The organism is Xanthomonas translucens pv. cerealis (assembly GCF_006838285.1).
Lineage (GTDB): Bacteria > Pseudomonadota > Gammaproteobacteria > Xanthomonadales > Xanthomonadaceae > Xanthomonas_A > Xanthomonas_A cerealis.
Window position 1 is genome coordinate 3,420,881 of record NZ_CP038228.1, and the last position, 23,536, is coordinate 3,444,416.

At 69.0% G+C, this 23,536-nt stretch carries 17 protein-coding genes and 1 pseudogene; 9 read left to right on the forward strand and 9 right to left on the reverse strand.

All coding sequences use genetic code 11. The annotated features are described in order from the left end of the window. Positions 1 to 5 precede the first annotated feature (5 nt). Positions 6 to 986, forward strand: a complete 981-nt coding sequence (locus E4A48_RS15180) for a mitochondrial fission ELM1 family protein (RefSeq protein ID WP_039008107.1) — start codon at positions 6 to 8, stop codon at positions 984 to 986. 102 nt (positions 987 to 1,088) lie between these two features. On the opposite strand, the gene E4A48_RS15185 is transcribed toward E4A48_RS15180, so the two are convergent. Together E4A48_RS15185 and E4A48_RS15190 are read right to left on the reverse strand one after the other, a co-directional pair. Then, positions 1,089 to 2,963 (reverse strand): S53 family peptidase, encoded by a 1,875-nt coding sequence (locus E4A48_RS15185; RefSeq protein ID WP_039008110.1) that lies wholly within the window; start codon positions 2,961 to 2,963, stop codon positions 1,089 to 1,091. A gap of 82 nt (positions 2,964 to 3,045) precedes the next feature. Beyond that, the gene (locus tag E4A48_RS15190; RefSeq protein WP_142742710.1) at positions 3,046 to 3,240 is read right to left on the reverse strand and encodes a hypothetical protein; all 195 of its coding nucleotides are present in this window, start codon (positions 3,238 to 3,240) and stop codon (positions 3,046 to 3,048) included. A 217-nt stretch (positions 3,241 to 3,457) separates the two neighbouring features. On the opposite strand from E4A48_RS15190, the gene E4A48_RS15195 reads away from it, so the two are divergent. From E4A48_RS15195 to E4A48_RS15205, 3 genes are all read left to right on the forward strand, one after another. Then, positions 3,458 to 5,755, forward strand: a complete 2,298-nt coding sequence (locus E4A48_RS15195) for a TonB-dependent receptor (protein ID WP_058196067.1) — start codon at positions 3,458 to 3,460, stop codon at positions 5,753 to 5,755. Between the two features lie 41 nt (positions 5,756 to 5,796). Continuing rightward, positions 5,797 to 6,906 (forward strand): glycerophosphodiester phosphodiesterase, encoded by a 1,110-nt coding sequence (locus tag E4A48_RS15200; protein ID WP_142742711.1) that lies wholly within the window; start codon positions 5,797 to 5,799, stop codon positions 6,904 to 6,906. 424 nt (positions 6,907 to 7,330) lie between these two features. Then, positions 7,331 to 7,888 (forward strand): VUT family protein, encoded by a 558-nt coding sequence (locus tag E4A48_RS15205; RefSeq protein ID WP_142742712.1) that lies wholly within the window; start codon positions 7,331 to 7,333, stop codon positions 7,886 to 7,888. A gap of 175 nt (positions 7,889 to 8,063) precedes the next feature. On the opposite strand, the gene glnE is transcribed toward E4A48_RS15205, so the two are convergent. Then, positions 8,064 to 10,904, reverse strand: a complete 2,841-nt coding sequence (gene glnE, locus E4A48_RS15210; RefSeq protein WP_142742713.1) for a bifunctional [glutamate--ammonia ligase]-adenylyl-L-tyrosine phosphorylase/[glutamate--ammonia-ligase] adenylyltransferase — start codon at positions 10,902 to 10,904, stop codon at positions 8,064 to 8,066. Between the two features lie 453 nt (positions 10,905 to 11,357). After that, positions 11,358 to 13,580 (reverse strand): translocation/assembly module TamB domain-containing protein, encoded by a 2,223-nt coding sequence (locus tag E4A48_RS15215; RefSeq protein ID WP_142742714.1) that lies wholly within the window; start codon positions 13,578 to 13,580, stop codon positions 11,358 to 11,360. A gap of 125 nt (positions 13,581 to 13,705) precedes the next feature. Here E4A48_RS15215 and E4A48_RS15220 point away from each other — a divergent pair, with 125 nt between their 5' ends. Further along, a complete protein-coding gene (locus tag E4A48_RS15220) occupies positions 13,706 to 15,226 on the forward strand; it encodes an acetyl-CoA hydrolase/transferase family protein (RefSeq protein WP_058196065.1) in 1,521 nt (506 codons plus the stop codon). A 240-nt stretch (positions 15,227 to 15,466) separates the two neighbouring features. On the opposite strand, the gene E4A48_RS15225 is transcribed toward E4A48_RS15220, so the two are convergent. From E4A48_RS15225 to E4A48_RS15240, 5 genes are all read right to left on the reverse strand, one after another. Then, positions 15,467 to 15,751 carry a GIY-YIG nuclease family protein gene (locus tag E4A48_RS15225; RefSeq protein WP_058196064.1) on the reverse strand — a complete coding sequence of 95 codons (285 nt, stop codon included), beginning with the start codon at positions 15,749 to 15,751 and terminating at the stop codon, positions 15,467 to 15,469. Between the two features lie 114 nt (positions 15,752 to 15,865). Then, positions 15,866 to 16,024, reverse strand: coding sequence for a hypothetical protein (locus E4A48_RS20625; protein WP_185910665.1), 159 nt, complete (start codon positions 16,022 to 16,024; stop codon positions 15,866 to 15,868). Between the two features lie 39 nt (positions 16,025 to 16,063). After that, positions 16,064 to 17,137 carry a 3-deoxy-7-phosphoheptulonate synthase gene (locus tag E4A48_RS15230; protein WP_039008125.1) on the reverse strand — a complete coding sequence of 358 codons (1,074 nt, stop codon included), beginning with the start codon at positions 17,135 to 17,137 and terminating at the stop codon, positions 16,064 to 16,066. Positions 17,138 to 17,594: 457 nt separating this feature from the next. Continuing rightward, complete coding sequence (groL, locus tag E4A48_RS15235; RefSeq protein WP_039008127.1) at positions 17,595 to 19,244, reverse strand: chaperonin GroEL; 1,650 nt, start codon at positions 19,242 to 19,244, stop codon at positions 17,595 to 17,597. A 136-nt stretch (positions 19,245 to 19,380) separates the two neighbouring features. Beyond that, positions 19,381 to 19,668, reverse strand: a complete 288-nt coding sequence (locus E4A48_RS15240; RefSeq protein WP_003470504.1) for a co-chaperone GroES — start codon at positions 19,666 to 19,668, stop codon at positions 19,381 to 19,383. A gap of 190 nt (positions 19,669 to 19,858) precedes the next feature. Here E4A48_RS15240 and E4A48_RS15245 point away from each other — a divergent pair. From E4A48_RS15245 to E4A48_RS15260, 4 genes and pseudogenes are all read left to right on the forward strand, one after another. Continuing rightward, positions 19,859 to 20,044, forward strand: a pseudogene (locus E4A48_RS15245) (endonuclease); the annotation flags it as partial. 305 nt (positions 20,045 to 20,349) lie between these two features. Further along, entirely contained in the window at positions 20,350 to 20,682 is a 333-nt protein-coding gene (cutA, locus tag E4A48_RS15250; protein WP_009611150.1) for a divalent-cation tolerance protein CutA, read from the forward strand. Positions 20,683 to 20,686: 4 nt separating this feature from the next. Next, entirely contained in the window at positions 20,687 to 22,972 is a 2,286-nt protein-coding gene (locus tag E4A48_RS15255) for a protein-disulfide reductase DsbD family protein (protein ID WP_142742715.1), read from the forward strand. Further along, complete coding sequence (locus E4A48_RS15260; protein WP_058196959.1) at positions 22,969 to 23,529, forward strand: TlpA disulfide reductase family protein; 561 nt, start codon at positions 22,969 to 22,971, stop codon at positions 23,527 to 23,529. The genes E4A48_RS15255 and E4A48_RS15260 overlap by 4 nt, the downstream gene beginning before the upstream one ends. The last annotated feature ends 7 nt before the right edge of the window (positions 23,530 to 23,536 follow it).

The window sequence follows — 23,536 nt, forward strand, 5'->3', positions numbered from 1 at the left end:
CAAACGTGAAACGATCGGGCGCGCCCTGGGCGATTAGCGACGGCAACGCCGGCAACGCGCGCCAGGCGGAGGCGCTCGCCGCGGCGCTGTCCGCACCTGCAGCATCGCCCGCCACGGCACTGTTGCTGCAACCGCACATGCCCTGGCGCTGGCTGGCGCCGCGGCGGTTGCCCGGCGCAGCGCAGGCCTATGGCGCCGCCTTCGCCGAACTGCTGCGTCGCCCGCCGGCACTGGCGATCGGCTGCGGCCGCCAGGCGGCGCTGGCGACGCGGCTGCTGCGCGCGCGCGGCAGCGCGGCGGTGCAAGTGCTGGATCCACGCCTATCGCCGCGGCACTGGGACGTGGTGGTGGTGCCCGAGCACGATCGCCTGCGCGGCGACAACGTGCTCACCCTGCTCGGCAGCCTGCATCCGATCGACGATGCCTGGCTGTCTGCTGCGCGCGCGGCGTTCCCACAGTTCGGCGCGCTGCCGTCGCCGCGTACCGCGCTGCTGGTCGGCGGCCCTGCCGCGCTGGCACCGTGGACCGCCGAGGCGGCGGCGTCGGTGTTCAGACAATTGGCGACACAGCTGCACGACACCGGCGGCAGCGTGCTCGCCAGCACTTCGCGACGGACGCCGCCAGCGGTGGCCGCCGCGCTGCGTGACGCCTTTGCGGGTGTACCAGGCGTGGTCTGGTGCGGCGAATGCGACGGCCCGAATCCCTATGCCGGCCTGCTCGGCTGGGCCGAGCGCATCGTGTGCACGCCCGATTCGGTGAACCTGCTCTCGGAAGCCTGCGCCACGCGGGTGCCGGTGACGGTGGCGATGCCACTGACGGCGCACGGCCGCGCGCGCGACTTCCATGCGGCGCTGCACGCGCGTGGCCGCCTCGCCGATGCAACGGGCGTGCATGGCGCCGCCACGCATACGATCGAACCGCTGCGCGAAACCGCACGCATCGCCACGCACGTCCGCCAGCGCCTGCAGCTGGACGCCAGCGACTGACGCAAGACCGCCTGCGGGCGGCGGCGCCTGCGCAAACGCAGCGGGGCGGCATGCGTGCCGGCGTTGGCACGCATACCGCCCCGTAGTTGCATTTCCGCTAGATCACGGGTTGCTGGGAGAGCGCGGTATCCCGGCCGGAGCCGCGTCCAGCGCGCCGATCAGCAAACGCACGATCGGCGTGCCCAGACCGGTCGTGTAGTTGTACTTGCCGTTGAGCGGCACGTCGTTGCCGACCACGCCGTTATTGCCCGGGATATCGTGATGGAACGCCTGCGGGTTACTGGCCGCCAGCCGATACAGATACTCATTGAGATTGCCCTGGCGCCCCTGCTTCTCCACCAGCAGCGCGGCCACGCTCGCGAACTCGGGCGCGGCGACGCTAGTGCCGATCGTCGAATGGAACTTGCCCTTGTACACCGCCAACACCGAACTGGCGAAAGGCGCCCTGCCTTCCGCGCACGGCAGTTTTGCCTCCTTCAAGGGGCAACCGCCGACCAGCATGCCGACATCGGGCATCGCACGCATCGACGTGGGGGCGCCGCCCAGCGCGCGCAACTGATAGGCCGGCCGCTGGATCAAGGTACTTACCCCGCCGCCGGCACCCCAATAGCCACCGGCCAGCTGCGCGCCCATCCCGTAGTAGTCCATGGTCACCAGTGGATCGGCATAGGCGCTCTCGGAACGGTAGCTGGAATCCAGCGATCCCTTCTGGTAGTTGGTGGACAGATTGGTGCCGCCGACCGCGGTCACATTCGCATCCATCGCCGGAAACTGGACGCCGGCGACGAAGTTGCCGTCCTTGCCGTCGACCGCATAGTGCGTATCCGCACAGCCGAGGCCGGCGTTGTCGCCGCTGGAGGCGATGAAGGTGATGCCTTGCGCGTTGCCCTGCTTGAAGATCGCATCCAGGGTGCTGAAGGTCGAGGTGAAATCCTGGCCGCCGTTGTAGGCCTTGGTGTGGTACAGCTCGCAACCGCCGAACGAGGTGCTGACCACGTCCGCCTCGTTGTCCTGCACGATCTGCCGGTAGCCTGCGATGATCGATGCATCGGTCAGATCGGGGAGCACATACAGCAGCACGTGCGCGCCCGGCGCGCCGGCCAGCGCCATCTCCACGTCCAGCGCCGCTTCGCTTCCCCCACCCGCCTCGTTGATCCCCGGCTTGGCGCCAGCCACGTAGCGGCGGGCGTACAGTTTCGGGTTGACGTGACCGGCGCCGTAGCGGCTGAAGTTCTCTTTGTTGAACAGCGCATCCACGTCCGAATCCAGCACGTCGCTTTGGATCAGGATGGCGATCGTGGTGCCGGTCCCGTCCAGGCGGCGCTGCTGGCCGGGCGCGCCGATCATGCTCTGGTAGGACGGATAGCCGTAGGCCTGCTTGAGATCGTTGTACGCATAGGCGCCGTTGGGTCCCCTGCGGTTGTCCGGATCGACCGGCAGCATGTGCGAATTCACCTGGTAGGGCGGCAATCCGCCGGTCAGACCGGTGACCACGGCGCCACTGTCGCGCAATGCCGCCGGCAGCTGCAGCGCACCGGCCACGGCGAGCCTGGCGTTGGCGCCTTCGTGCAGATCCACCGCCAACGGCGCGGAGAACAGCCGCTCGACATTGTCGGCGCTGGCGCTCACGTGCAGGGTCGCGCCCTGCTGGGTGACCGCCATGTGCGCGGCCTGCAACGCCGAGCGCACGCTTTCGACCTGAGCAGGCAGCGGCGCGAAGCGGCGTTCGAACTCTGCGCGCGACAGCCAATGGTGGTACTGCGACGACACCGGATCCTGGATGGCCGCCAGCAAAGCGTCCAGGCCGGCCTGGTCGCGCAACGGCAGGTGCACGTCGAAGGTGACGGGTGCGGTGCGCAACGTGGCGGACATGGCGGCGAGCGTGGCGTCCTGTGCGGCATAGGCATTGCCGAACACGAGCGCGCACCCGGACAACACGGCGGCCAGCAACGGCTGGCGGCGACTACGATCGATCATATCTCTCTCCGTGGGTGGGGCGATAGGGCGTCGCCTGCGGACAACTGCTGGCGGCGTTACGTGGAAACAAAAATGAGCAGCGTCACGCGTACAAGATCAGATCATGAGGTGGGCCGCCATCATTCATGGTGCCACGCAGCGAAAAATTTGATGCTGTTGCGAATCTTCGATTGTGCAAAAAATGCATCGGCAATGTTTCATGTGCACCGTCGAAACCCATAGGCGCTTCTGAAAAACGTGGTGGCGATGCGCGTTTTTCAACGGAAAACGGCAACATTCCAATATTCGTCCGTAAATAATCCCCCCGTTTTGCGGCCGTTTAATTTCATGGAAACCGCGCCCCTGCAGCGCTGGACCGCGGCAGGCGCACCGTCTCCGGCCGGGCAAATGTATCGCCCGTGTCTGCATTGCATGACAACCGCAATACGCGTGACGCGATCCTGAAACCTCGCTGTCGCATCTTCGCCCGACCTCCTTTAGCGAATTTTTCAGGCATGCCTACCCATCACTTGCTGAGCGCCGCGATCCTCGCCACGTTGCTGTCGCCGCTGGCGGCGCGCGCGGCGGACGCCCCGGCCGACAGCACGAGCGGCGACGCCCGCCAACTCGATACGGTGTCGGTGATCGGTCAGGGCGAGACCCGCCAGGTGCAGCGCATCGCCCGCCAGGACGTGGCGGTGCTGCCGCCGGGCACCAGCATCCAGAAACTGCTCAACCGCATTCCCGGCGTCAACGTGCAATCCAACGACGCGTTCGGCGCCAACGAGGAATCGCAGACGGTGAGCCTGCGCGGCTTCAACGGCACGCGCCTGGGCTATACCCTCGACGGCCTGCCGCTGGGCGACAACGCCTACGGCAACTACAACGGGCTGAACATCAGCCGCGCGCTGATCGCCGAGAACTTCGGCGGCGTGGAACTGGCCTCGGGCATCGGCAGCCTGGGCACCGCCTCCACCAGCAACCTCGGCGGCACCGTGCAGTACTTCTCGGACGATCCGTCCACCGAAACCGGCGTGCGCCTGTCGCAGACGGTCGGCTCGGACCAGAACCGCCGCACCTACCTGCGCCTGGACACCGGCGAGCACAACGGCTTCTCGGCATATCTGTCCGGCGTCTACGCCAGCGCCGACATGTGGGCCGACCCGAAGTCGCCGACCAGCACCGCGCAGTTCAACGGCAAGGGCGTGTACCAGTTCGAAGGCGGCAAGATCACCGCCTTCGTCGACACCTCGCGCACCTCGCAGGCCGACTACGCCTACCTGTCCAAGAGCGGCCTGCACCGCGGCCTGGGCTGGGACTGGAACCTGTACGCGCCGGACTGGCAGCGCGCGCTGGCGGCCGCCTACTGCGCGCCGGCCACCCGCAATGCCAGCCGCTGCGCCTACAGCGGCGGCGTGGACAACACCGACGACGCCTACTACCAGAGCCGCGCGCTGCGCAACGACGACCTGTATTACCTCGCCGGCGACTTCCAGCCGTCGGACGCGGTGAGCGTGCACACCCAGGTCTACCACCACGAGAACGAAGGCCAGGGCCATTGGTGGTCGCCGGGCCAGGCGTCCAATCCAGGCACGCCGCAGGCGCTGCCGATCTCGATCCGCAGCACCAACTACACCATCAACCGCACCGGCGGCATCGCCTCGCTGGGCTGGGACCTGGGCCCGCACCACCTGGAAGCCGGCGTGTGGTACGAGCGCAACAAGCACCACGTGGAGCGCAACTTCTACTGGATCGACGGCCCGATCGACGACGACCTGTTCCTCAGCGGCCCGGACCGCCGGCTGTTCTCGCAGGACTACACGATCACCACCAAGCAGGCCTATGTGCAGGGCACCTTCAAGCTGCTCGACGAGCGCCTGACCCTGGACGTGGGCGCGAAGAGCCCGCACACCACGATGACCGCGCGCGAGACGCCGGGGATCGCGGTGGAATCGCCGGTCGCCAATGGCACGTTGAAGGCCAGCGAGGCGCTGCTGCCGCAGGCCGGCGTGCGCTATCGCCTGGCCGAAGGGCAGGAAGTGTTCGCCTCCTATGCCGAGAACATCGCCGCGTTCCAGGGCGGCGGCGCCGGCGGCCCGCTGCTGGTGACCCAGGCCTCGTTCGACGCCAGCGTCGGCGCGCTGGAGCCGGAGAAGTCGAAGACCTTCGAAGCCGGCTACCGCCTGGTGCGCGACCAGTTCGAAGCCTCGCTGGTCGGCTACGACGTGACCTTCGACAACCGCCTGCTCTCGCTCAACCCCTGCGCGAGCATCCAGCAGGGCACCACGCCGGCGTGCACCACGCGCTTCTTCAACGTCGGCTCGGTCAGCAGCCGTGGCGGCGAGCTGACCGTCATCTGGAAGCCGATCGCGCACCTGCAGTGGTACAACTCGGCGTCGATCAACCGCTCCACCTACGACGACAACTATGTGCAGAACGGCGTGACCATTCCCACCGCCGGCAAGTACACGGTGGACACGCCCAAGCGCATGCTCACCAGCGAGATCAGCTGGAACTACAACGGCTGGAACGCGAACCTGCGCGGCAAGTACACCGGCCAGCGCTATTACACCTACACCAACGACCAGGGCTTCGGCGGCTACACCGCATTCGACGCCGGCACCGGTTACGACTTCGGCGCGGTGTCGTTCCTGCAGGACCTGAAGCTGTCGCTCAACGTGACCAACCTCACCGACAAGCGCTACGCCTCCAACCTCTCCGCGTTCGGCAACAGCGATCCGAACGGGCGTTCGCTGGCGTTCCATGCCAGCGCGCCGCGGCAGGTGTTCCTGACCCTGGACGCGCGCTTCTGAACGCACGCATCCTGGCCCAACACCGCTCCGGAGCGCATGCGATGATGAAACCCCTGGTCTGGGTGCTGGGATGTTCGATGGCGCTGTCGTCGCTGACCGCCGCGGCCGAGGCCGCGGCACCGGGTACGCGCAAGCCGCTGGTGATCGGCCACCGCGGCGCCAGCGCGCTGCGCCCCGAGCACACGCTGGCGTCGTATGCCAAGGCCATCGCCGACGGCGCCGATTTCATCGAGCCGGACCTGGTCTCGACCAAGGACGGTGCGCTGCTGGCGCGCCACGAGAACGAGATCGGCGCCACCACCGATGTCGCCGCGCATCCGGAGTTCGCCGCGCGCAAGACGGTCAAGCAGATCGATGGGCAGCGCGTGGAAGGCTGGTTCAGCGAAGACTTCACCCTGGCCGAGCTGAAGACGCTGCGCGCGCGCGAGCGCCTGCCGCAACTGCGTAGCACCGCCTTCGACGGCCAGTTCCAGTTGCTCACCTTCGACGAGATCATCGATTTCGCCGCGGCCGAGTCGGCCACGCGCGGGCGCCCGATCGGGCTGATCCCGGAGATCAAGCACGGCACCTATTTTCAGTCGCTGGGCCTGGCGATGGAAGACAAGGTGCTGGCCACGCTGGACGCGCATGCGTACACGCGTAGCGCACCGGTGATCGTGCAGTCGTTCGAGATCGGCAATCTGGAATATCTGCACCGCAAGCTCGGCGTCACCCATCCGAACGTGCGCCTGGTGCAGTTGCTGGGCGACCCAAAGGAACGCCCAGGCGACCAGCTGCGCGACGGCCCCACCTATGCGCAGATGGGCAGCGCGCAGGGCCTGCGCGCGATCGCCAGGTACGCGCAACTGGTCAGCCCCAACCTGCGCACCATCATCCCGATCGCTGCCGACGGCGCACTGGCTGCACCTAGCGCCTTCATCGCCGATGCGCATGCGGCCGGGCTGCAGGTGGTGCCGTACACGTTCCGTCCGGAGAACTACTTCCTGCCCAAGCACCTGCAGGACGCGCGCGGCCCGGCGGCGGTGAATGCGGCCGGCAGCATCGCCGAGATGCGTGCGTTCATTGCTGCGGGCGTGGATGCCTTCTTCACCGACGACCCGGCGCTGGGCCGCGCGGCAGTGGATGGGACGGCACCGCCGCACGCGCGCTGAGGGTATTTCCCTCGGCGGCTTGCCCGGTGTAGGAGCAACTGTCTTCAGCCGCGACGAGCGCAGTGGTGTTTTTTTTTCCGAAACGGCATGCAGTCGGGACTGAAGCCCCTCCCACAAGCGGCCTCGCAACTCCAAGGCGCCGGTGAAGCCCTTGTGGGAGCGACTTCAGTCGCGACGAGCGCAGCGGCGAGCCTTGCGGCTTGGGACGTTGTCGCGGCTGAAGTTGCTCCTGCAGTGCACCCAGCAGGCGATCCGCAGGCCGTGTAGAAGCTTCAGCCGCGACCGGATCTTCCTGGTGAAGCCCGGTCGCGGCTGAACCCGCTTCTACAGGGGGCGACGGCGTTGCGGCCAGCGTGCCACGCTACTGGCCGCGGCGCCGCCGCATCGCGATAATGCGCCGCCTCGCCCGCCGCGCCATCGCCCCATGCCTCCAGCCTCCTCGCCATCGCCCGCGTTCGCCGCGCTGACCCCGCGCGCGCTGTCGCTGGCGGTGCTGGCGATGGGCGCGGTGGTGCTGCTGTCGAACGTGCTGGTGCAGTTCCCGATCAACGACTGGCTGACCTGGGGCGCCTTCAGCTATCCGCTGGCGTTCCTGGTCAGCAACCTGATCAATCGCCGCTTCGGCCCGCGCGCCGCGCGGCGCGTGGCCTGGTGCGGCTTCGCGCTGGCGGTGCTGCTGTCGATCTGGATCGCCACCCCACGCATCGCCGCCGCCTCGTGCCTGGCGTTCATCGCCGCGCAGTTGCTGGACATCGCGGTGTTCGATCGCCTGCGCCGCGGCCGCTGGTGGCGCGCGCCGATCGTGGCCACCACCTGTAGCGCGACACTGGACACGACGCTCTTCTGGTCGGTCGCCTTCGCCGGGTCGGCGCTGCCGTGGGTCAGCTGGGCCGCCGGCGACCTGGCGGTGAAACTCGGCATCGCCGTGTTCCTGCTGGCGCCGTTCCGCGCGCTGTTGTGGCGGACCGCGCCGCCGCGCTGATCGCGCGACGCCGGCACGTTCTGTGCGCAGTGGTGCGATCTGAGCGCAGGGAACAACGGCAGTTGCAAGCCCGCCTGTGTGGCGCTGTTCGGCGTGGACCCGGACATGATGGCGGCGACTGGCACCGACGCAGTCTTGTTCCAGTCGCACTACGTCCGCGTCTGAGCGGCGCCGCTCATCGCGGCGCGGCCTGGGTGTCGCGCCCGGCAACGAACGCGAGCTGCAGCGCGGCGGCGGCATCGGCAATCGCCGCCCGCGCCATGTCGATCTCCGCGCTGCGGGTGGTCAGCCGAGGGCGGCGGTCCAGGGTGCAGGCAAGCCCAGCGTCCACCAGCGTGGCGTGCGCGGCATGCAGGCCTTGCGCGGTGTCCACGCTCAGCCAGCCGGTGGCCGCCAATGCGTCGATCAGTGCCGGCGTCGCGCGCGGCACGACCAGCGCGGGATGCTGCGCGGCGCCGAGCAGCACCCCGGCCTGCAGCAGGAATTCCAGATCGACCAGGCCGCCAGCGCCCTGCTTCAGGTCGAAGCGCGCGGCATCGCTGCGGTCCAGTTCGGTGCGCATGCGTGCACGCATCTTCACTACTTCCTCGCGTAGCTGCATCGCGTCGCGCGGGCGCGCCAGGGTCTGCGCGCGCACCTGCTCGAAGCGCTGCAGCAGCGCGGCATCGCCGGCCACGCCGCGCGCGCGCACCAGCGCCTGGTGTTCCCAGGTCCAGGCGCGTTCGCGCTGATAGTCGGTATAGCTGGCCAGCGACGACACCAGCGCGCCCTTGCCGCCGTCCGGGCGCAGGCGCACATCGATGTCGTACAGGCGGCCGCCGCCGGTCACCGCGCCGAGCAGCGCGATCACCTTCTGCGCCAGCCGCGCGAACCAGCGCCCGCTCTCCAGCGGACGCGCCCCGTCCGAAGCCTCCACACCGGCGGCATGGTCGTACAGGAACACCAGGTCCAGGTCCGAGCCGATGCCCAATTCGCTGCCGCCGAGGCTGCCGTAGCCGATGATCGCGAAGCTGCCGCCAGGGACTTCGCCATGCGCGGCGGCCAGCTCGGCGCGGGCCAGGCGCAGCACGCTCAGCACCACGCCTTCGGCCAGTTCTGCAAGTTGGCGGGCGCTGTGCACCGCCGGTTGGCGCCGGTCCAGCGCGGCCAGGGCGATGCGGAAGCTCAGCGCCTGGCGCGCTTCGTTGAGGCCGCGCAGGGCGGTTTCCGGATCGTCGCCAGCGGCGGCGACCGCGCTGTCGCACAGCCGCTGCAGCGCCGCCCGATCTGGCATCGGCCCAGCGACGCGGCTGTCGAGCAGTTCGTCGAGCAGCAACGGATGCGCCACCAGCCGTTCGGACAGGAATGCGCTGCGCGCCAGCACATCGACCAGCCGCGCCAGCGCGCTGGGCTGTTCGTCGAGCAAGGCCAGATAACTGGCGCGGCGCAGGATCGCCTGCAGCAGGCCGAGCACGCGGTGCAGCGCGGCATCGGCCTGCAGCGTGCGCGCGGCGGCGTGCAACAATGCCGGCAGCACCCGGTCCAGGCGCGCGCGCGCCGCGTCCGACAGCGTGCGCACGCCCAGCGACTGCACCAAGCCGCGCAGCGCCTGGTCGGCGCCCTGCGCATCGGCGAAGCCGGCCGCGGCCAGCGCCTGCGCGCCGTCCTGCTGCGGCAGGCCACGCCAGTAACTGGCCAGTGCATCCGGTGCCACCGCCTGCACCCGCGGCGCCAGCAACTCGGCGAATTCAGCGGCGACGCGGTCGCGCTGCGCCTGCAACGCGGCGTACAACTGCGCCCAATCCGCGTAGCCCAGGCCGAACGCGATGCGTGCGCGGTCCAGCGCGTCTTCCGGCAGCGCGTGGGTCTGCGCGTCGCGCAGCATCTGCAGGCGGTTCTCGACCCGGCGCAGGAAGCGGTACGCCTGGGCCAGCGCCGCGCCGTCCGCGGCCGCGACCTGGCCGCCGGCGACCAGCGCCTGCAGAGCGGGCAGCAAGCGGCGCTCGCGCAGTGCCGGTTCGCGGCCAGCGCGGATCAGTTGCAGCGACTGCACCAGGAATTCGATCTCGCGGATCCCGCCGGGACCGCGCTTGATGTCGTCCAGGCGGTCGTGGCGCGCGACTTCGGCGATGATCGCGGCCTTCATCTCGCGCAGTCCATCGAGCGCGGTGAAGTCGAGGTAGCGCCGGTACACGAACGGGCGCAGCGTCTGCAGCCAGTCCTCGCCGGCGGCGCTGTCGCCGGCCACCGCGCGCGCCTTCAGCCACGCATAGCGCTCCCAGTCGCGGCCTTCGCGCTGGAAGTAGTGGTCCATGGCGGCGAACGACAGCGCCACCCGCCCGGCAGTGCCGAACGGACGCAGGCGCAGATCCACCCGGTGCGAGAAGCCATCGGCGGTGGTCTCATCCAGCAGCCGCGCCAGGCGCTGGCCGAGGCGGGCGAAATATTCCTCGGCGGCGAGCGCGCGCGCGCCGTCGGATTCGCCGTCTTGCGGATAGGCGTAGACCAGGTCCACGTCCGAGGAGAAGTTCAGTTCGCCGCCGCCGAGCTTGCCCAGGCCGAACACCACCAGCCGCTGCACGCTGCCGTCGGCGCCGCGGACCACGCCGTGGCGCGTGGCGAATTCGCCTTCCAGCGCCTGCAGCGCGATGCCCAGGCAGGTCTCGGCCAACTGCGTGCTGCCGGCCAGGGTCGCATCGACGTCGTCCAGGCCCAGCACATCGCGCCACACCAGCCGCGCCGAGGCGGCGGCGCGATAGCGGCGCAGCTGCGCCGGCCATGCCGCCGGCTGCGCCGGATCCAGCTGCGGCACCGGCAACGGCGGCGGGTCGGGCTGCGCCAGATGCGCGAACAGCGTCGGTTGCCGGCACAAGGTGTCGAGCAGGAAATCGCTGGCGAGCAGCGCGCGGCGCAGCGGCGCGTCGAACGCCGGCGCGGCGGGCCATGGCTGCGCGGCCAGGCTCTGGCGCAAGCGCGCCAGGCTGCGTTCGAGCAAGGGCTGCAGGGCGTCTGGAACAATCGAGGACGGGGTTGGCATGGGCCGATTCTGGCATCCCGGCCTGTCCGCAGACAGCGGCGCGCGATCATGGCGGCGGCGGCGAACGCGGTTCGCGTGCTCCGGGAAAGCGCGGGACGCCACCTGACCGCAGCAACCACGGCGTGGCAGAATCGACGATCGCCAGGCAAAAAAAGCCCGCTTGCAGCGAACTGCCAGCGGGCCTTGCTCCCTCCCCCACGTCGGGATGCAGGTTGATCTTGGGCGCTTTTTTTACGCATTGCACGCTGCACTGCAAAACGAAACCGGACGGTACATTCTGCTGCGCCGCAGTATGCGCCGCTGTCTCGTCTTCACCCGCTGCGCGATGCCGACGCGCCCGCGTCGAGCGGCGTGCCGTGGTCGCAGCATCATGCCGCCGGTGACCGAGCGATCGTGCGATCGGTCGCGGCTGAAGCCGCGCCTACAACGCGCGCGCGGGTGCGATGCGGCGGCTCAGGGCGCCGCCGGTGCAGGCGCGGGCGGCGGTTCCGGCAACCACGCCGGCTGCCGCTCGTACCATTCGCGCGCGTTGAGCAGATGCCATTGCCGCTGTTCGCCGCGCAGCGCCACGCCGACGCCGAGCACGCCCCAGCGCGCATACAGATCGCCCTGGGTGCCGGCATCGCCGACGCGCAGGCGCGCGCGCAGCGAAACGCGCTGGTTTTCCGCGCGCAGACGGTCCAGCCACAGTGCGTCCTTGCTCCATCGCAACTGACCACGCGCATCCAGTTGCCCGGCATCGACCAGCTTCAGCAGCCAGGCCGGCGCATCGCTGCGCTGCGCGAATACCGCCAGCACCGGGCCGGCATCGCGCATCTGCATCTGCACCTGCGCATCGGCCTGCGTGGCCGGCGCCGCAGCGATACGCCCCTGCGGCACGCGCAGCGTGGCCCACCAGTCGCGCTGTTTACCACCGTCGCCGTAGCGCACGCCCTGCACGCGCAGCGTGCTGCCGCTGAGGTCGAAACGCTTGTCGTGCAGTTGCGCGCGCCGCAGCCGCGCGTCGAGATCGAGGTCGCCGGCCAGCGCCAATCCGGCCGCCTGCAGCCGCGCCTGGCGGCCGCGCACGCGCACATGGCCTTCGCCCACCTGCCCGGCCGCATCCAGGTGCACATCGCCACTGAGCGAGCCACTGCCGCCGAGCACGCGCACCTGCGTTGCCGGCAGGTAGCGGTTGTAGGCGCTCAGGTCGGGCACGCGCGCATCGTCGAAGCGCAGCCGCGCCTGCAGCGAGTCGTGCATCGTCGCCAGGGTGCCAGCGCCGTCCAGGTCCAGGCGCAGGTTCTCGCCCTGCACGAAGATCGCCTTGGGGTCGGCCAGCGGCGCCAGCGCGAAGCTGTGCATGCGCACAGCGACCTCGGTGCGCGGCTGCGCGGCAGTGCCGACGATGCGTCCGGCGGCCTGCGCCTTGCCGCGGATGCGCACTCGCAGCACATCGGCCGTGGCCTGCACCTCGGGCACGTCGAGGCGGCTGCCCGGCTGCAGCGCGCCGTGCGCCAGGCGCAGATCGGCCGATACATCGCCGCCGCCGTCGAGCCGGAACCACGGCTTGCGCACCAGCAGGTCGCTGATCCAGTTCAGCGATTCGAAATGCCAGCGCCCCTGCAGCGTGCCGGACAGCCGCGGCAGCAGCGCGCCGGGGTCGTCGAAAGGCAGCGTTCGTCCGCCGATGCGCAGGTCGGCGTCGAGCATGCTGCGCGGATCGATCTGCCCAGGCAGGCGTGCGCGCAGCCGGATGTCGCGATCGACATCGAGCAGCAGCGCCAGCACGCCGCGATCGGTGGCGCCGACGCCGGCATGCAGCGGCACCCGCCAGGTGAGCTTGCTGCCGGGCTGCAGTTCGCCACGCAGCAGGCGCAGGTTCGCCTGCACATGGCCGAGCCCGGGCTCGGTGCTCAAGCGCGTCTGCGCCCCGGCGGTGTCGATGCGCAGCGCCACGCTGCGCCCGTGCAGCTGCAGCGCCAGGTCGGCGATGCCGAGCTTGCGCAGGCCCGGCGCCTGCGCGCGGTAATGGCGCGGGAACGAAAAGCGCGCGTCCACGTGCGCCTGGTCGGCGATCTGGCGCTTGCCGTAGCGCACGCTGGCATCGTCGAACACGATCTGCGACGGAAACAATTGCGCCGGCCCGCCCTTGAGTTGTTTGAGGAAGCCCACCGTGCCGTGGCCCTTGCCTTCGATCGCCAGGTCGCCGATGCGCGCGCGGCGCAGCGTGCCGCTGTGAATCGCGTCGAAGCGCAGGGTCCAACCCTGGTCGCTCTGCGGTGGCGGCGGAATGGCGTCGGCGACGCGGTCGATCTCGCCGATCACGTTCACCGCCTCCATCCATGGCAGGCGCACTTCGCGGTGCAACAGCGGCAACAGCGCGATGCGCGCGCTGGCGCGATCGGCGCGCACGCTCCACACGGTGCGCTGCACGTGGCCGCGTATGCGCAGGTCCCACGCCGTGACGAAGCCCGGCAGCACGGTCAGCGCAGGCCCGGTGTGCATGCGGAATTTTTCCGGCGTGCGGTTGGTCGCCAGGTCGAACAGCGGCGTGTTGAGAAACACGTTGCCCAGCAGCAGGTACAGCAGATAGGCGATCAGCAGCCCGCGCAGCAGCAAACGCAACGCACGCGGCCAGCGCCGGTAGCGGTCAAGGGCGGCGTTCGGCGAGAGGCGGGCGAAGGGCGGCACCATGGCACTATCGCCGCGCCGCGGCCTGGGCCGCGTGAACGCCTTGCCGCTACTGCAGCAGTGGCGCACACCCGCGCCCGGCGCGATCCGCGATAATCGTGGTTTCCCCTTCCCGCCACGGTCGCCGCATGTCCGCCGAACGCATCCTTCACCCGCGCCTGCGCGAGCGCATCGTCAGCGCCGAAGCCGCCGCCGCACTGATCCAACCGGGCGAGACGGTGGCGATGAGCGGCTTCACCGGTTCCGGTTATCCCAAGGCGGTGCCGATCGCGCTTGCGCAGCGGATCGAGGCCGCACACCTGCAAGGCCAGGCGTTCAAGATCCAGCTGATGACCGGTGCCTCCACCGCGCCGGAACTGGACGGGGCGCTGGCCAAGGCCGAGGGCATCGCCCTGCGCATGCCGTTCCAGACCGACCCGGACGCGCGCCAGCGGATCAATGCCGGCACCCTGGACTACATCGACATCCACCTCAGCCATGTCGCCCAGCACGTGTGGTTCGGCTTCTACGGCGAGATCGACACCGCGGTGGTGGAAGTGGCCGGCATCCGCGAGGACGGCAGCCTGATTCCGTCCACCTCGATCGGCAACAACAAGACCTGGCTGGACCTGGCCAGGAAGGTGATCGTCGAGGTCAACGACTGGCAACCGGCCGGCATCGACGGCATGCACGACGTGTACTACGGCACCGCGCTGCCGCCGCAGCGCAAGCCGATCCCGCTGCTGCACGCCGACGACCGCATCGGCGAGCCGTCGTTGCGCTGCGATCCGGACAAGATCGTGGCGGTGGTGCGTACCCATGGCCCGGACCGCAACAGCCCGTTCACCCCGGCCGACGCGAGCAGCGAGCGCATCGCCGCGCACCTGATCGCCTTCCTCCAGCACGAAGTGAGCAAGGGCCGGTTGCCGGCCAACCTGCTGCCGTTGCAGTCGGGCGTGGGCAACATCCCCAACGCGGTGCTGGCCGGCCTGGCCAGCAGCGGCTTTCGCGACCTGAGCGCCTTCACCGAGGTGATCCAGGACGGCATGCTCGACCTGCTGCGCAGCGGCGTGCTGAAAGTGGCCTCGTGCACGGGGTTTGCGTTGAGTCCTGAGGCGAACGAGGAGTTCAAGCGCAACATCGATTTCTATCGCCAGCGCATCATCCTGCGCACGCAGGAGATTTCCAATCATCCGGAACTGGTGCGGCGGCTGGGCTGCATTGCGATGAACGGCATGATCGAGGCCGACCTGTACGGCAACGTCAATTCCACCCACGTGATGGGCAGCCGCATCATGAACGGCATCGGCGGTTCCGGCGACTTCGCGCGCAACAGTTTCCTGTCGATCTTCCTCAGCCCGAGCACTGCAAAGCACGGCAGCATCTCGGCGATCGTGCCGATGGTCAGCCACGTGGACCACACCGAGCACGACGTCTCCATCATCGTCACCGAACACGGCTTGGCCGACCTGCGCGGGCTGCCGCCGCGGCACCGCGCGCGGCAGCTGATCGACCACTGCGTGGACCCGAGCTACCGCGTGCAGCTGGAAGACTATTTCGACCGCGCGCTGCACGACAGCTACGGCAAGCACACCCCGCACCTGCTGCCCGAGGCGCTGTCCTGGCACCAACGCTGGCTGGACACCGGAAGCATGCACGCGGCGGGTTGACCCATCCAGCGCGCTGCGCAGCGCCAGCACCGCGGCTCCCGCGCTTTTTTGTAGGCTTCAGCCGCGACAAACGAAGTCACGCAGTCGCCGCGACCGGAACGCGGGGACTGAAGTCCCTCCCACAGTGCACCCGGCACGCTGGCCGCGAGACCTTTGTGGGAGCGACTTCAGTCGCGACGAGCGGAGCCGCGATGCTGACAGGCTTCGGACGCGGTCGGCGCCAAAGCCTACACCGTCCCACTATGCATCGATGGACGAGGACACCAGGTCAGGCTCGCTCAGAAACGCCAGCTTGCGCGCACGCGGCAATTGCTTGAGCGCCCATTCGGCGCGCGAGGCGGCGGCACGGTCCGGGTAGGCGCGGCTGGCCAGCAGCCGCAGCGGCGGGTTGGCACGGGTGTACTTGGCACCGGCGCCACGAAGATGCGCCTGATAGCGCGCCTCGAGGTCGAGGGTGATGCCCGCGTAGTAGCTGCCGTTGCGGCATTCGAGCAGGTACAGGAACCAGGGCGGGGCGTCGGCCATGCACGCATTATCGGCCGGCGCGTGATTTGCGCCAGCTTGTGCCGCGCCACAGCGCTTTGCGCCCGGAAAACCGATACGGCGGCGCCGCCGCGCTAAAACGTCGCGCAACCGGCTTTAACGCAACCCGAACACCTTGCCGGTCGCTGCCACACGCCGGCACACCGCCGCCACGGCACGGGCGCATAACTTGACCACCGGCCGAATGCCGTCGATGAAGAAGCTCTCTCCCTTTGGATTCGACGGCACGGCCGGGTCTTTTTGGGCGACACGCAACGAGCACTCGGCTCGCTGCGCATCAGCGCTCGGCCACGCTCAGGCCGCTTGCGACAACCGCACCTGGCGCCGCGCACGTACCGCCTGCGCCAGACGCTCCAGCACCTGCACCGAGCTGTCCCAATCGATGCAGCCGTCGGTGATGCTCTGCCCGTAGACCAGTGGCTGGCCGTCGAGCAGTTCCTGGCGGCCGCCGAGCAGATGGCTCTCCACCATCGCGCCGACGATGCGGGTCTGTCCGGCTTCCAGCTGCGTGGCGATGTCCTCGATCACCTTCGGCTGGTTGTCCGGATTCTTGCCGCTGTTGGCGTGGCTGGCATCGACCATCAGCCGTGCCGGCAACCCGGCCTTCTCCAGCACCTGGCCGGCGGCGGCGACGCTGGCCGCGTCGTAGTTGGGCAGCTTGCCGCCGCGCAGAATCACGTGGCAGTCGGGATTGCCGGTGGTGGTGGCGACCGCGGTCTGGCCGTCCTTGGTCACCGCCAGGAAATGGTGCGGATGCGAGGCCGCGCCAACCGCATCCACCGCGATCTTGACGTCGCCGCTGGTGCCGTTCTTGAAGCCGACCGGGCACGACAGGCCCGAGGCCAGTTCGCGGTGCACCTGGCTTTCGGTGGTGCGCGCGCCGATCGCGCCCCAGGCCACCAGATCGGCAATGTACTGCGGCGAGATGATGTCGAGGAATTCCACGCCGGCCGGCAGGCCGAGGCGGTTGATGTCGCGCAGCAGGCCGCGCGCCAGGCGCAGGCCCTTGTTGATGTCGAAGCTGCCGTCGAGATTGGGATCGTTGATCAGGCCCTTCCAGCCGATCGTGGTGCGCGGCTTCTCGAAGTACACCCGCATCACGATCTCCAGCGCATCGCCGTAGCTGTCGCGCAACGGGCGCAGGCGCTGCGCGTAGTCCATCGCCGCCACCGGATCGTGGATCGAGCACGGGCCGATCACCACCGCCAGGCGGTCGTCGCGGCCGTGCAGGATGTCGTGCAGCGCCGCGCGCGAGGCAGCGACGGTCTGCGAGGCCTGTTCGTCGCAGGGCAGCAGCGACAACAGCTGGGCGGGCGGGGTCAGCGGTTCGATCTTGCGGATGCGCAGATCGTCGGTATGCGGGGCCATGGGGAATCTCTCGGTCGGGTTCTGGGTGGGGGCCAGGTCCGGCGGCATGAAAAAAGCCGCCAGGTTCGCTGGCGGCTTTCGGGGATGCGGCTGAAGTTTCCTTCAGGGTGAACGCACTCCTTCCTCCGCCAGCGGCATCGGAAAACCGTAGTACCAAAAATAAAAGCTGCGGTTGGCGTTCATGGGTTGCATTGATAGCACAGGATTTTTGCGAGTGCCACAGTTGCTGATGCAACTGTGGCTGCGGGACTCGGGACTCGGGACTCGGGACTCGCAAGGCAGGTTAGCGCGCGCAGGTCGGCTCTCGGCTCTTCCGGGTCCCGAGTCCCGACTCAAAAGCCACCTCGCGCCCGATCGCGTCGTGTGCGTGCCGCCACACAAACGCAAAAAAAAGCCCCGCATCGCTGCGGGGCTCCTTTTTCACTGCGGACTGCAGGTCGGCTTGCGCCGGCGTGGATCAGAAATCCATACCGCCCATGCCACCCATGCCGCCGCCCATACCACCGCCACCGCCGGCCGGCTCGTCCTTCTTCGGCGCGTCGGCCACCATCGCTTCGGTGGTGATCATCAGGCCGGCGATCGACGCGGCGTTCTGCAGCGCCGAACGGGTCACCTTGGTCGGATCCAGGATGCCGAACGCGACCATGTCGCCGAACTCGCCGTTGGCGGCGTTGTAGCCGAAGTTGCCGGTGCCTTCCTTGACCCGGTTCAGGATCACCGACGGCTCTTCACCGGCGTTGGTGACGATCTCGCGCAGCGGCGCTTCCATCGCGCGCAGCGCGATCTGGATGCCGTGGGTCTGATCTTCGTTGGCGCCCTTCAGATCGCCGATCGCGGTCAGCGCGCGCACCAGGGCCACACCGCCGCCCGGGACCACGCCTTCTTCCACGGCCGCACGGGTCGCGTGCAGGGCGTCTTCGACGCGCGCCTTCTTTTCCTTCATCTCGATCTCGGTCGAAGCACCGACCTTGATCACTGCCACGCCACCGGCCAGCTTGGCCACGCGCTCCTGCAGCTTCTCGCGGTCGTAGTCCGAAGAGGTCTCTTCGATCTGCGCCTTGATCTGCTTGATGCGCGACTCGATCGCCGAGCTGTCGCCAGCGCCGTCGATGATGGTGGTGTTCTCCTTGGAGACCTGCACCTTCTTGGCGCGGCCCAGGTCCTTGATGGTCGCCTTCTCCAGCGCCAGGCCCACTTCCTCGGAGATCACGGTGCCGCCGGTCAGGGTGGCCATGTCTTCCAGCATCGCCTTGCGACGATCGCCGAAGCCCGGCGCCTTGACCGCCACGACCTTGACGATGCCGCGGATGGTGTTGACCACCAGGGTCGCCAGCGCTTCGCCTTCGACTTCCTCAGCCACGATCAGCAGCGGCTTGCCCGACTTGGCCACGCCTTCCAGCACCGGCAGCAGGTCGCGCACGTTGGAGATCTTCTTGTCGTGCAGCAGGATGTACGGGTCGTCCAGGTCGGCCGACTGGCTCTGCTGGTTGTTGATGAAGTACGGCGACAGGTAGCCGCGGTCGAACTGCATGCCCTCGACCACGTCCAGCTCGTTGTCCAGGCCCGAGCCTTCTTCAACGGTGATGACGCCTTCCTTGCCGACCTTCTTCATCGCGTCGGCGATGATTTGACCGATCGACTCGTCGGAATTGGCCGAGATGGTGCCGACCTGGGCGATCGCCTTGTCGTCGGCGGTGGGCTTGCTGATCTTCTTCAGCTCGACCACGGCGGCCTTGACGGCCTGGTCGATGCCGCGCTTGAGGTCCATCGGGTTCATACCGGCGGCGACCGCCTTGGAACCTTCGCGGATCAGCGCCTGCGCCAGCACGGTGGCGGTGGTGGTGCCGTCGCCGGCGTTGTCGGAGGTCTTGGAGGCGACTTCCTTCACCATCTGCGCGCCCATGTTCTCGAACTTGTCGGCCAGTTCGATTTCCTTGGCGACGGAGACGCCGTCCTTGGTGATGGTCGGCGCGCCGAAGCTCTTCTCGAGCACGACGTTGCGGCCCTTCGGGCCCAGGGTGGCCTTGACGGCATTGGCGAGAATGTTGACGCCGCGCACCATGCGCGAACGAGCGTCTTCACCGAAACGGATATCTTTGGCAGCCATGTGTGTAACTCCGGAATTCGTGATTGGGGATTAGGGATTGGCCAAGAGCGGGATTCGGCGGAGATCCGGGATCGCGCCGCGGCTAGCGCAGCGCGAATCCCGAACCCCCACTCCCGATCCCGCGATCGGCGGCGTTTTAGCCGACGATCGCGAGGATGTCGTCTTCGCGCAGCACCTTGTACTCGACGCCTTCGGCCTTGTAGCTGGAACCGGCGTACTGACCGTAGATGACCTTGTCGCCGACCTTGACCGCCGGGGCGCGGACGCTGCCGTTGTCCAGCGGCTTGCCGCTGCCGATGGCGACGATCTCGCCCTTGGTGGACTTTTCCTTGGCCGAATCCGGGATCACGATGCCGCCGGCGGAAATTTCGTCGGCTTCGATCGGCTTAACTACGACGCGGTCGTGAAGCGGCTTGATGCTCATTGAGAGAGACCCTCTTAAGTGATTGATTGGTCTAGGAAAGGCTGGCGATGTTAGCACTCGCATGTGACGACTGCCAGCAACGCTCGCGAAAAAACCCGGTACGCCGGGATGCGCAAGATGTGGTGCTGGCCGGCGCGCTTTCAAGGGCTGGCGACAAAAAATTTCGTTTCCGCCGCAGGCCCGGCAGCGGATGCGCCTGCTGTCGACACCGCTCGCGTGGAGCCAGCAGAATCCGCCGGACGCCGCCGAGCGCGCCCGCAACGAAGTGGTGAACAGCTTCCAGGGCAACCGCAACCCGTTCATCGACCACCCGCAGTGGGCGACCTCCTCGCTGTTCACCTCGGCCAAGCCGGCGAGCTGCCAGCGGCTCAACTGAGGCGAATCTCCGGCGCGCCGACTGCGGCGCGCAGGGCGCCGCAGGCACCGCGGGTGGCCCGGGTCCATCCGCAGGCGCTCGCGCCGCGTTGAAGGCTCGGCGGCGGATGGCCGCCGGGCCGCTGCTACCGTGCGCAGCCCCCAGGCCGCAGGGAATTTCCCGCTGCGGATCGGTTCGCCGTCGCACAGCCCGGCACCAGCCTCCGGCCATCGCGCACCGACCTGCAACCAGCCACCCGCAGACCTGTACTCACGTCCGAACCAGGCCCGGCAAAGCCCTGCCGGCGTCCCTATACTGTCGGCCGCATGTCTTCGCCCCCACTCCGTTTGCTGTTCAGCACCTGCCCCGATCCGGCCAGCGCCGCGCGGATCGCCCAGGTCTTGGTCGAAGAACGGTTGGCCGCCTGCGTCAGCCGCCTGCCCGGCGTGCACGCCACCTATCGCTGGCAGGACGCCGTGGAGCAGGCCGAGGAAGTGCTGCTGCTCATCAAGACCGCCGCCGACCGCATCCCCGCGCTGCAACAGCGGCTGAGCGAACTGCACCCCTACGACGTTCCCGAACTGATCGAGGTCGAGGTGGCCGGCGGCCTGCCCGCCTACCTGCAGTGGGTGTACGCCGAAACCCGTGAGGAACCGTAAGCCGATGACCGTGTTGCACCGTATCGCCGCCCTGTGCCTGCTGGCCCTGGCCGCCTTCCCCGCCCTGGCGGTCGAGGAAAAGGATCTGCTGCCGGTCGATCAGGCCTTCGTGCTCACCGCGCAGGCGCCCGAGCGCGGCCGCATCGAACTGCACTGGAAGATCGCCGACGGCTACTACCTGTACCGGCACCGGATCGCGGTGCGCGTGCTGAGCAGCTTCAAGCCCAACCCGACCCTGCAACTGCCGGCCGGGCACAAGAAGACCGACCCGTACTTCGGCGAGGTGGAAACCTATCGCGGCGAGTTGAACGCGGTGCAGAGCGGCGTCGCCGATCCCGCCACGACCAGCGTGCAGGTGGAGGTGCGCTACCAGGGCTGCGCCGACGCCGGCGTGTGCTATCCGCCGCAGAAGCGCGTGCTCAAGGTGGCGCTGCCGGCGGCCGAGGCCGGCGCGGCGGCGGCCGCTGGCTCGCCGCTGCCGGGCAGCGCGCCAGGCGCGGCCGGCCCCGCCGCCAAGCCGTTGTTCGGCGGCGGTGCCGGTGCGGTGCAAGGCCTGCCGCTACCGTCGGACCAGGCGTTCGGCTTCGAGGCCATCGTCGGCGACGGCAACACCCTGCTGCTGCGCTTCACCCCGGCGCCGGGCTACTACCTGTATCGCGACCGCACCGCGCTGGCACTGGAAGGCGCGGCGGGCATCCGCACCGGCCTGCCGCGCTGGCCGCAGGGCCGCTCGCACCAGGACGAGCACTTCGGCAACGTGGTGGTGTATTTCGACCAGACCGAGGTCAGCGTGCCGCTGCAGCGCCAGCGCGCCGATGCCGCCGAAGCGACCCTGGTCGCCACCTTCCAGGGCTGCCAGACCGAAGGCATCTGCTATCCGCCGATGACCCGGCGGGTGAAGCTGTCGCTGCCCAAGGGCAAGCTCAGCCCCGCCGACCAGGCCGAGGTGGCACCGTTGCTGGTCACCCCGCTGAACAGCAGCCAGGCCGATGCCAACGTCGCGGCGGCTGACACGGCGGCACCGGTGACCGCGCGCGATGGGGCGAGTGCGCCCGATGCCTCGGCGCACAACGCCGCGCGCAGCACCGCGCCGGTGGCGGAACCGCAAAGCCTGTTGTGGATGCTGCTGCTGGCGCTGGGCGGCGGCCTGGTGCTGAACCTGCTGCCGTGCGTGCTGCCGATCCTGTCGCTGAAGGTGCTGGGCGTGGCGCAGAGCGGCGAGAGCCGCAGCCGCGCGCGCAGCCATGCGCTGTGGTACACGCTGGGCGTGCTGGTGTCCTTCGCCGTGGTCGGCGGCATCGCCGTCGCCGCGCGCCTGCTGTGGGGCTTCCAGCTGCAGCGCCCGGGCTTCGTCGCAGTACTGGTGTACCTGATGTTCGTGGTCGGCTTGAGCCTATCGGGCGTGTTCACCCTCAGCGCCAATCTTGGCGGGCTGGGCCAGTCGCTGTCCTCGCGCAGCGGCCCGGTCGGCGACTTCTTCACCGGCGTGCTGGCTTGCGTGGTATCCAGCGCCTGCATCGGCCCGTTCATGGGCCCGGCACTGGGATATGCGCTGACCGCGCCGCCGGCGATGGCGATGCTGGTGTTCCTGACCCTGGGCCTGGGCCTGGCGCTGCCGTTCCTGCTGATCGGCTTCGTGCCGTCGCTGGCCAGGCGCCTGCCCAAGCCCGGCGCGTGGATGGAAACGCTCAAGCAGGTGCTGGCGTTCCCGATGTACCTGACCGCGATCTGGCTGCTGTGGGTGCTGGGCAAGCAGCGCGGGGTGGACGCGGTGGCGTTGCTGCTGGTCGGCGCCACCCTGTTGGCGCTGGGCCTGTGGTGGTTCGAGCGCGCACGCTGGCGCGGCCACAAGACGGGCATGCGCCTGGCCAGCGTATTGCTGCTGCTGGCACTGGTGCCGGCCTGGGGCGTGACGCGGCTGGCGCCGCCCGGCGCCACAGTGGAGCGCAACACGGTGGCGTATTCGCCGCAGATGCTTGACCGGCTGCGTACCGACAACCGCGTGGTGTTCGTCAACATGACCGCCGACTGGTGCGTGACCTGCAAGGCCAACGAGCGCAACGTGTTCAGCAGCGACGCCTTCCGCGACACGCTCAAGCGCGTGGATGCGGTGTACATGAAGGGCGACTGGACCAACGAGGACGAGCGCATCAGCGCCTTCCTCGCCGAACACAAGGCGGTGGGGGTGCCGCTGTACGTGGTCTACGGCCCGGGCGCGCCGCCGACCGTGCTGCCGCCGGTACTGAGCCAGGCGGTGGTCGAGGACGCGCTGCTGCGCGCCTCGCGATGAAGGCCACGCCGCCGCGTCTGTTCGCGGTGGCGGTGATCGCGGCGGCGCTGGGCCTGCTCGCCGCGCAATTCTGGTGGCATAGGCCGGCTGACACGCCGACCAGCGACAGCGCGGTGCCCACAGGCGTCGTTGCGGCCGGCCCAGGCGACCTGGCACCGGCGCTGCGCCTGCCCACGCTCGACGGCGGCAGCCTGACCCTGGCCCAGTTCCGCGGCCGCCCGCTGCTGGTCAACGTCTGGGCAAGCTGGTGCGAACCGTGCGTGCGCGAGATGCCGGAGCTCGATCGGCTGGCGCGCGCGCAGCAGGCCGACGGCCTGCAGGTGCTGGGCATCGCCCTGGACCGTCCCCGGGACGTGCGCGCGTTCCTGCAGCGGATCCCGATCGCCTACCCGATCGCGCTGGAAACCCCCGGCCCGGCCGACGCCAGCGTGCGCCTGGGTGACACCCAGGGCCTGCTGCCGTACAGCGTGCTGATCGACGCCAACGGCCGCATCGTGCGGCAGAAGCTGGGGCCGTTCGCGCCGGGCGAAGCGGAACGCTGGGCGCAGTTGCCGTAGGTGCTGG

Excerpts from the sequence above, each read along its gene's own strand:
- E4A48_RS15185 (WP_039008110.1), bottom strand. The coding sequence starts at position 2,963 with ATGATCGATCGTAGTCGCCGCCAGCCGTTGCTGGCCGCCGTGTTGTCC.
- E4A48_RS15190 (WP_142742710.1), bottom strand. The coding sequence starts at position 3,240 with ATGTTGCCGTTTTCCGTTGAAAAACGCGCATCGCCACCACGTTTTTCA.
- E4A48_RS15195 (WP_058196067.1), top strand. The coding sequence starts at position 3,458 with ATGCCTACCCATCACTTGCTGAGCGCCGCGATCCTCGCCACGTTGCTG.
- E4A48_RS15200 (WP_142742711.1), top strand. The coding sequence starts at position 5,797 with ATGATGAAACCCCTGGTCTGGGTGCTGGGATGTTCGATGGCGCTGTCG.
- E4A48_RS15205 (WP_142742712.1), top strand. The coding sequence starts at position 7,331 with ATGCCTCCAGCCTCCTCGCCATCGCCCGCGTTCGCCGCGCTGACCCCG.
- glnE (WP_142742713.1), bottom strand. The coding sequence starts at position 10,904 with ATGCCAACCCCGTCCTCGATTGTTCCAGACGCCCTGCAGCCCTTGCTC.
- E4A48_RS15215 (WP_142742714.1), bottom strand. The coding sequence starts at position 13,580 with ATGGTGCCGCCCTTCGCCCGCCTCTCGCCGAACGCCGCCCTTGACCGC.
- E4A48_RS15220 (WP_058196065.1), top strand. The coding sequence starts at position 13,706 with ATGTCCGCCGAACGCATCCTTCACCCGCGCCTGCGCGAGCGCATCGTC.
- E4A48_RS15225 (WP_058196064.1), bottom strand. The coding sequence starts at position 15,751 with ATGGCCGACGCCCCGCCCTGGTTCCTGTACCTGCTCGAATGCCGCAAC.
- E4A48_RS15230 (WP_039008125.1), bottom strand. The coding sequence starts at position 17,137 with ATGGCCCCGCATACCGACGATCTGCGCATCCGCAAGATCGAACCGCTG.
- groL (WP_039008127.1), bottom strand. The coding sequence starts at position 19,244 with ATGGCTGCCAAAGATATCCGTTTCGGTGAAGACGCTCGTTCGCGCATG.
- E4A48_RS15240 (WP_003470504.1), bottom strand. The coding sequence starts at position 19,668 with ATGAGCATCAAGCCGCTTCACGACCGCGTCGTAGTTAAGCCGATCGAA.
- cutA (WP_009611150.1), top strand. The coding sequence starts at position 20,350 with ATGTCTTCGCCCCCACTCCGTTTGCTGTTCAGCACCTGCCCCGATCCG.
- E4A48_RS15255 (WP_142742715.1), top strand. The coding sequence starts at position 20,687 with ATGACCGTGTTGCACCGTATCGCCGCCCTGTGCCTGCTGGCCCTGGCC.
- E4A48_RS15260 (WP_058196959.1), top strand. The coding sequence starts at position 22,969 with ATGAAGGCCACGCCGCCGCGTCTGTTCGCGGTGGCGGTGATCGCGGCG.